We start from the raw sequence: 8352 nt of genomic DNA on the forward strand, positions 1-8352 counted from the left end.
AAAACAAAAATCGTTTTATACAACCTTGATTATTTAACTTTTTCAGCAGCCTCAACAAGATTGGGTAGCTCCTTCTTTGTTTAATCCATTAAAGATTGACCAGCTGTAATGATTGATAATTTATAGACCTCTTCTTCGTTACAACCACGAGATAAATCAGAAACTGGTTTATTTAAGCCTTGCAAAATTGGTCCAATGGCTTCAAAGTTACCAAAACGTTGAGCAATTTTATAGCCAATGTTTCCTGATTGGATTTCCGGGAAAACAAAGACTGTTGCGTTACCAGCCACTTTAGAATCCGGTGCTTTTTGTTGGCCAACAGATGCCACATAAGCCGCATCAAATTGTAATTCACCGTCAATTTCATATTCAGGCGCTAAGGCTTGAGCAATCTTCGTTGCTTCTTCAACTTTAGTGACTTCTTCTGATTTAGCAGATCCTTTAGTTGAGAAACTCAACATTGCTACTTTAGGGTCAATGCCAAACATTTCAGCTGTTTTAGCACTTGCAACTGCAATTTCTGCTAGTTCCTGAGCATTTGGGTTAACGTTAATGGCACAATCTGAGAAAATATATTTTTCTTCGTCACGGCCACGAACCATTAAGAAGGCACCGCTTGTACGGCTGATTCCAGGTTTAGTTTTGATGATTTGTAAGGCTGGGCGAACTGTATCACCAGTTGAGTGAATCGCACCACTTACCATGCCGTCGGCTTTATCCATGTAAGTTAACATTGTCCCGAAGTAGTTAGGGTCTTTTAAAATTGTCCGTGCTTGATCGTCTGTTACTTTGCCCTTACGGCGTTCAACAAAAGCCGCAACCATTTCATCAAATTCAGGATATGTTTCTGGGTCAATCAGCGTTAAACCTGATGTTCTTAAACCACGAGTATTAGCAATTTCTTTGACTTCTACTTCGTTGCCAATCACGATTGGTTCTAATAAGCCTTCTGCACTTAACCGAATTGCTGCACCAAGCACTCTCAAATCTGTTCCTTCAGGAAAAACAATCTTAATCCCTTTACCTTGAATTTGTTCTTTTAAGCCTTCAAAAATATCCACTGTAGTACCTCCAATAATTGTTTTATTGCTTTCCTCTCTATCATACACCCATTCTGTGAAAAAGAACAGTTTAAATTAGCTGTATCACATAATTTTATACATCATTTAAATGACTATTGGTCATTTCGCCATTTTTTAGTGATACAGATTAAAGAGAACTATCATACAGTTTCTGGCAGTTGCCAGTCAATGGGCTTTTGGCCGTGATGAATCAGAGCCTGATTCGTCTGAGAAAAAGGACGTGTTCCAAAAAAACCTCGATGGGCGGATAAAGGACTAGGATGAGGAGCCTCTAAAATCACATGACGATCAGTATCAATCATCGACGCTTTACTTTGGGCCGGTTTCCCCCATAAAATAAAGACAATTGGTTCCTGACGCTCATTCAATCGGTTAATAAGCTCATCAGTTAAGACCTCCCACCCTTGATTGCGATGAGAATTTGCTTGGCCATCACGGACCGTTAGCACCGTGTTTAAGAGCAAGACTCCTTCCCTTGCCCACTTTTCCAAATAACCATGTACAACTGGTTGGTAACCCAAGTCACTAGCTAGCTCTTTGTAGATATTACGCAAAGAAGGTGGAATCTTATTGCCTGGTAAGACAGAAAAACTAAGACCATGGGCCTGATTAGGTCCGTGATAAGGATCCTGACCTAAAATAACCACTTTTACTTTTTCATAAGGAGTTAGCTTAAGTGCTTCAAAAATCTGATTCTGCGGGGGGTAAACGGTATTTCCCTGATATTCTTTGGCTAGAAATTTCTGTAACTGCTGATAGTATGACTTTGAGCTTTCATCCTTCAGTATAGGTCCCCAGCTATTTGTTGGTAACTCTATCACATGACTCACATCCTTTACTTATTAGCATACTAAAACAACTCTCCAGACTCAAGTCCTTATCCTTTAGTCTTCATTTTATACTTGTCATTTTCATTAATTAGCTGATTTATACGAGTTAACAACAACTTTACATGCTGAATCGGTAAAAAAATGGTAAACTAGAGAGGGCAACATTATCTCCACGTACTTAATTTTCACTTACCAACTAGATAGTTTCTCTGATCAAATCACCTTTTATCGTTACCCTTTCTGCTGTATGTGGACAGTTAATTTTTACTAACGAATAACTAGATCAAAAGAAAACGCTATGTTCTCATTTAGTTTATCAGTTGCACACCGTTTAAATAAGAAGAGCTTTAAAAGCTTTCAACAAGGAGGAAATTAGATGATTAAGTTAATTGCATCAGATATGGACGGCACGTTATTAGGGACACGAATGAATGTCCCTCAGGAAAACATCGATGCCATTCGCTTCGCTGAAGAAAAAGGGATTAAATTTATGGTGGCCACTGGACGTGGTTATACGGAGGCTAAGCCGCCTCTTGACGAAGCTGGTATTAATTGTCCGATGATTACTGTTAATGGGGCTCAGGCCTTCGATAAGGACGGTAACAACTTATTCACCGTCGATTTCAAACGAGAGAATGCCAAAAAGATTATTGCTGTCTTGCAGGCTCATGGTGTTTATTTTGAAGTGGCCACTGATGATGGTATTTACTCCGATAACCAGCACCAGCGCATTGAAAATGCAGCGATTATGTTAGCTAATCAATTGCCTCATTTAACCTTTAAAATGGCCATTGCCATGGCTGCAGCTCATTTGGAGCTACTGGATATCAATTACATTAGCGATTATCAAGAACTACTTAATAATCCTAATATTAAACTATTAAAATTTATCGCCTTTGCTCAAGAAGAAATTAAAATTTTAGGACCTTTGCGTGAGGAAGTTGAAAAGCTTCCTGATTTAATCGTCACTTCCTCTTATCCCAACAACATCGAAATCAATCATGTGGATGCCCAAAAGGGGATTGCCGTCAAACACATCGCCAAAGACTTAGACATCTCTTTAGATGACGTGATGACCATTGGAGATAACTTTAATGACGTCAGTATGCTAGAGGTCGCTGGTGTCAGTTTCGCTATGGGAAATGCTGAAGAAGGTGTCAAACAGATTGCCCGCTACGAAACCGATCATCACATGGAAGGTGGCGTCGGCAAAGCGATTATTCGCGCCATTGAAGAGAATCTTTAATCGATAAAAACCGCTTAGTTTGAGAAAGGTGTGATTGGATGACCCACTATTATATTCGCCAGGATTTATTATCCAGCAGTAGCCGTACGATAATTAAAAATCAAAAAGGCAAAGCCCTTTATCTGATGGTTGGTCGCTGGGGGATGCGCGGGGATGTCCTTTCTCTCTACCAAATGAACGGTGACATTGTTGCTAGCATCAAACAAGCCAACTTTGCGTTTAAACTCGGTTCACGCTTTGACCTCTACCATGAATTTGAAAAGGTCGGCTCCCTGCAGCGTGTTCTCTCTTTCAACCGTGATTTTTATTTCGTTCACCAACTTGGTTGGGTAGTAATGGGAGATATCGGCAACCACGAATATGCCATTTACCATTTAAATCGTTGTGTGATGCGGATGGAAAAAGCCTCACTAATGACAGGTGATTTTTACACCTTGGAAATACCCGAAAAAGAAGAAGCCCCACTCTGCATTTGCATTGCGGCAGTTCTCGACTATTGGTTATTAAATCGAAAAAAGACCGAGGATCATCTTAAAAAACACATGCCAAATTTAAGTTTTGAATAAAAAAAGTGATAGACAGTTGTCTATCACTTTTTTTGATTTAAATCTCTTTTTGCATATGGTCATATTGATGACCACTAATAACCGCTCGGCCAACTTCTTTAAACCCTTGACGAAGGTATAACTGTTTCGCTCGGGGGTTAACGTCATCCACACTAAGGCCAATCTTATTGGCTCCTTGCTGAGTTGCAAACCTTGGTAAAGCTTCTAGTAGTTGAGCTCCAATCCCTCGGCCTCTTTGGTCCGCCCGTACAGCTATACTGTCCAAGTACCACTCGTTTTCAAAGGCTTCTTTATCCCCAAACATCACTTCGTCTTCAGGAATACCCAGCTCTTGATAAATAGCTTTTAAGGGCTCGTCAATCACTGGCTCATCACGGTCAAGGTAACCGAAGGCAACGCCTAAAATATCGCCTTCTTCTTCCAGAACAATGCCTCGAGCATACCCGAAACGGAAACTCTCATCAGTAAAAGCCAACTTAAGGACTTCTACCAATGTGTCTTCACCGTATTTTTTTAAAAAACCTAATTCCATGTCTTTTAATATAATCATCACTAATGGTACAACCTGATCAACATCAGATTTTTCTGCTAAACGTATCACGCGTTTTCCTCCTAATGTACTCTCATTAGAAATTGTACGAGTCTGGCGATTAAATGTCAACCTTCCGATATGATTAGTTCCCACAACCCTCCAACCGGTTGCAAACCCACTCTTAAAAAAGCAATTCCCCCAAATTCTGACAAGTTTACTATTTGGTAACCAAGTCATTGGCAAATTTCGATCAAAAAATCCCATCCAAAATGACTCGGATGGGAACCACAGTTTTAATTATAAAACAGTAATGATGATTGAGCGACGTCCAAACTGCTTCGCTTCATTTAAACTACCAACAAACATGTCGATAATGTAACCATTGACCGCACCACCTGTATCTTCAGCAATATAAACACCTGAATATTGAGGCATACTTGGTACTTCAATTTGAACTCTGCTACCTAATGGAATTTTATTAGGATCAACCGCGATTGTTCTGCCAACTGTTGGCACTGTACCAGTCGCCGTATTATTACCAGTGGCAATATACGCCGTGGCTTGGCCAGAAATTCCACCAGTTGTTGGTGGTGTTACTGGTGGCAAAGTAGTTGGTGGAACTATTGGTGGTGTAATTTGGCCACCGCCAGAGTTGTTATTTGCACTGTTGTTTGTGCTAGATTCAGTCGTACCAGAGTTATTTGTTGAATTAACTGTTTGAACTGGCTGTTTAGCCGCTTCTTCTTTAATTCTAGCCTCTTCAGCGGCTTTCGCTGCTGCAGCTTCTCTAATAGCATTTTCTTTACTAACACGTTCAGCGGTTAAGCTGTCTAAAGTAGACGCATTTGATGCTAGTTTTTCTTTCAAACTAGCTACTTCGGTGTCCAATGACACTTTTTCAGTCTCTGCTGTTTGTTGCTGTGTTTCCAAATTAGTTTGTGTTTCGATTAATTTAGCTTCTAATTGACTAAGTTTTTCTTTGTCTTCATATAGAGACTCGATTTTAGAATTTTCAGCGTTTTGCAAAACGGTTACCGCATATGCGCGGTTAAGAAAGTCGGAAAAACTCTCGGCTTCCAATAAAGCCTGCAAGGAATTTTGCCCCACTCCACGTAATTGCATATCTTTCATTCTTTCTGCTACAACGCCACTGCGTTTTTCGATACTTTCTTGAGTTGCCACAATATCTGTTTCTGTTTGCTCAATTTCTTTTTGCGAATCAGAAATTTTTGAATCTAATTTAGCTAAATCTTGATACTTAGCGTTAATAGCGGCAACAACTGAATCAATCTCTGCGTTAATTGTTTCGCCTTGTTTTTTTACTTCAGCTTCTTTATTTTTAATTTCATCTACAGAATCTGCTAACGCAATACTTGGCATAACCACAGCAACTAATATGGTTAGAACCATCAGATAGGTCATCTTTCGTGATTTCAACACCCACAACACCTTTCATTACTCTTCTATACGTACATTTATCTCTATTCCTTTTTTAGCTTCACCATTACATTATACTAGAAAAACTTAAGAGAAATATAACATTTTCTTTACAATATGTTACAGAATAGATAATCTATAGGTAGCATGTAATATAAAAAATACTGTAAAGGAGACTTTTTCATGCCTAAACAACTATACTACGCTGCCCCACTTTTTTCAAATATGGAATTACAATACAATCAATATTTAGTTAAACAATTGCGGGAGACCTACCCCACTGAAACCTTTTATGTTCCACAGGAACAAATGAGTATAAATGATAAGGCAAATTACGCAGATTCCATGACCATTGCCAAATATGACACAGATGCACTTTTAGCCAGTAAATTGATGATCGCTATTTTAGATGGTCCAGTGATTGATGTCGGTGTGGCCTCTGAAGTTGGTGTGGCTTATCAAGCCGGTATTCCGATTGTCGCGCTGTTCTCCGACAGTCGCCAACAAGGGGCTGATTCTCCTGAGAAACTGGCAGCTCTAAGGGAAGTGGCTGAATCACAATTTCCATACGCTAATCTCTATACGGTTGGCTTGATTAAACTCAATGGGAAAGTATTGTCAAATGAAGCCGATTGGATCCGTGCGATTGGTGATTATTTATAAAAGGATCTCGCTTGCTAAGGCTGGCGTTTTTTCGCAATACTTCAACCTCTTCTCCCACTTGAGAGCAACTGATAAGTGCGCAAAAAATGTATCGTATTTTTTAGCCGACGGGTATACTAATAGCAAACAGGAGGTCCTTAATCATGACAGTCGCTGAACAGTTAACTTACTACCAGCAAACCTACCATTTAACAAAAGAAGCCGTTGCTCAAGCTTTACAGATCTCACGTCAGTCCGTTTCTAAGTGGGAGAATGGAGAAAGCTATCCCAGTATCGAGAATTTAATTAGCCTGAGAGGCCTCTATCATTTGTCCATCGACGAACTGATTACGGGAAAAAACTTTTTGTCTCTACCTTTTATTGTTGGGAAAGAACAATCGGCTCGCTATCAATTACTAAAACGTCCATTACTCTTTAGCGCACCTCTTGGCTTTCTGATCGGCTTGTTTTCAAGTTCAGTTGCCTGGGGAATCTCCACTTTCATTATTATTCTGTTTATTTGTGTCTTTTTCTTCTACACACTTAGCGTGGATCTACTCTACCAAAACTGGGTCTTAGAACGCTCCCAACTGCTTTGTTTACCTGCTGTAACTAGCCCTTTCTCATTATGGCGACGCACAATGGCCATCCTTACAAAAAAAGAAGATCACTTATTGCAACCACTAGATTATAAAGCGATTAAAAGAATTCAACTGGTTTACGAAAAAAAGGCATTCGACATCTATACAAGCAATCTGACCCGTTATAACTTAACGCCTGTCTATTTTCTAGCCACCCGAGATCCCTTTTATTTTTTAGTGACAACACACACAGGTCGAACAATTAAATTAGATTTAACAATCAATTTCTTCCATTGTCAGACAGCCTATGACTACTTAGGGGAAATTCTTAACTTTTTTGAAAGTAAAAACCTGCCTGTTGATGATCCTCTTGACATTGTCCCCATCCAACAGGGTCACTATCGGTTATACGACTACTTATATTATAGTGAGAAGCACCCGACTTCACCAAAATAATCATAGGCCGAACGACTGACACATAGACTTGGAAATAAAAAGGGGGTCATTAATAATGACATTAGCAAAAAATTTGAAATATTACCGGGAAGCCAATGGCTTAACCCAAGATGCGATTGCTCATGAGTTACGTATTTCACGTCAGTCTGTTTCCAAGTGGGAGAATGGGGAAAGTTATCCCAGTATCGATAATTTAATTATGTTAAGAGAGCTTTTTAATCTGTCCATCGACGAATTAATTATGGGCGAAAAATTTTTAATCCTGCCATTTAAGGTGGGTAATAACCAACCCGTTCGTAGGCAAGTCTTAAAACGACCTGTATTTCTAAGTTCTCTCCTTGGTTTATTCACCTTGCTTGTATCAGGCTCTGTCTTTTGGACAGTCCTTTGCTTTATTGCTGTTATGTTCATCCTGGTTTTCTTTTTTTACACCTTAGCCATCGACTTAATCTATCAGCAATGGGTTTTAGAAAAACATCGACTACTCTTTCTGCCTGCCTCCAATACCTTTATATCAAATTTAAAGAGGATGGGGCGTATTCTAAAAAAAGAGGAACAACTGTGTTTGCAACCACTAAATTATCAAGACATTTCGACTATTACCCTTATTTACGAAAAAAAGATTAGAGACCCTTATACCACTAACTTAACTAATTATAATTTAACGCCACTAGTCTTACTGTCAATGAGAGACCCTTTTTATCTCTTGGTTAAAACCAAAGACGGACAAGCCATCCATTTAGATTTAACGATGGACTGCTATCAAAAGCGGGTTGCTTACCAGCATCTAACCGAAATTTGTCATTTCTTTGAACAAAAATCTATTCCCGTTGAGGACCCCTATGACATTCTAGTGGCCCAACAAGCGCAACTTAATCTCTACGCTTATATTTACCAAGGAACAAGTGACTTGGTGAAAAAATAGAAAGAGGATGGGACAAAAGTAGATGATTAATCTGCTTTTATCCCACTTTTTTTGT

9 protein-coding genes are annotated in these 8352 nt (G+C 39.3%); 5 read left to right on the forward strand and 4 right to left on the reverse strand.

Annotated elements, in window-relative coordinates; translation table 11 throughout:
- Window positions 1-80: 80 nt before the first annotated feature.
- A complete protein-coding gene (gene pta / locus RWN13_RS23310) occupies window positions 81-1061 on the reverse strand; it encodes a phosphate acetyltransferase (RefSeq protein ID WP_314068592.1) in 981 nt (326 codons plus the stop codon).
- Between the two features lie 161 nt (window positions 1062-1222).
- Window positions 1223-1903, reverse strand: coding sequence for a uracil-DNA glycosylase (locus tag RWN13_RS23315; protein ID WP_399553730.1), 681 nt, complete (start codon window positions 1901-1903; stop codon window positions 1223-1225).
- Window positions 1904-2288: 385 nt separating this feature from the next.
- On the opposite strand from RWN13_RS23315, the gene RWN13_RS23320 reads away from it, so the two are divergent.
- Window positions 2289-3158, forward strand: a complete 870-nt coding sequence (locus RWN13_RS23320) for a Cof-type HAD-IIB family hydrolase (protein ID WP_314068596.1) — start codon at window positions 2289-2291, stop codon at window positions 3156-3158.
- Between the two features lie 38 nt (window positions 3159-3196).
- Window positions 3197-3724, forward strand: coding sequence for a hypothetical protein (locus tag RWN13_RS23325; RefSeq protein ID WP_314068598.1), 528 nt, complete (start codon window positions 3197-3199; stop codon window positions 3722-3724).
- A gap of 37 nt (window positions 3725-3761) precedes the next feature.
- Here RWN13_RS23325 and RWN13_RS23330 read toward each other — a convergent pair whose 3' ends face one another.
- Entirely contained in the window at window positions 3762-4325 is a 564-nt protein-coding gene (locus RWN13_RS23330) for a GNAT family N-acetyltransferase (RefSeq protein ID WP_314068600.1), read from the reverse strand.
- 228 nt (window positions 4326-4553) lie between these two features.
- Complete coding sequence (locus RWN13_RS23335; RefSeq protein ID WP_314068602.1) at window positions 4554-5693, reverse strand: 3D domain-containing protein; 1140 nt, start codon at window positions 5691-5693, stop codon at window positions 4554-4556.
- A gap of 183 nt (window positions 5694-5876) precedes the next feature.
- On the opposite strand from RWN13_RS23335, the gene RWN13_RS23340 reads away from it, so the two are divergent.
- The 3 genes from RWN13_RS23340 (at window position 5877) to RWN13_RS23350 (ending at window position 8297) form a co-directional block, all read left to right on the forward strand.
- Entirely contained in the window at window positions 5877-6356 is a 480-nt protein-coding gene (locus tag RWN13_RS23340; protein ID WP_314068606.1) for a nucleoside 2-deoxyribosyltransferase, read from the forward strand.
- 143 nt (window positions 6357-6499) lie between these two features.
- Window positions 6500-7372, forward strand: a complete 873-nt coding sequence (locus tag RWN13_RS23345; RefSeq protein WP_314068609.1) for a helix-turn-helix transcriptional regulator — start codon at window positions 6500-6502, stop codon at window positions 7370-7372.
- A 55-nt stretch (window positions 7373-7427) separates the two neighbouring features.
- On the forward strand, window positions 7428-8297 hold the full coding sequence (locus RWN13_RS23350) for a helix-turn-helix transcriptional regulator (protein WP_314068611.1): 870 nt from the start codon (window positions 7428-7430) through the stop codon (window positions 8295-8297).
- Window positions 8298-8352 lie beyond the last annotated feature (55 nt).

The organism is uncultured Vagococcus sp., from assembly GCF_963518325.1.
In the GTDB taxonomy this organism is placed as follows: Bacteria; Bacillota; Bacilli; order Lactobacillales; family Vagococcaceae; genus Vagococcus_D.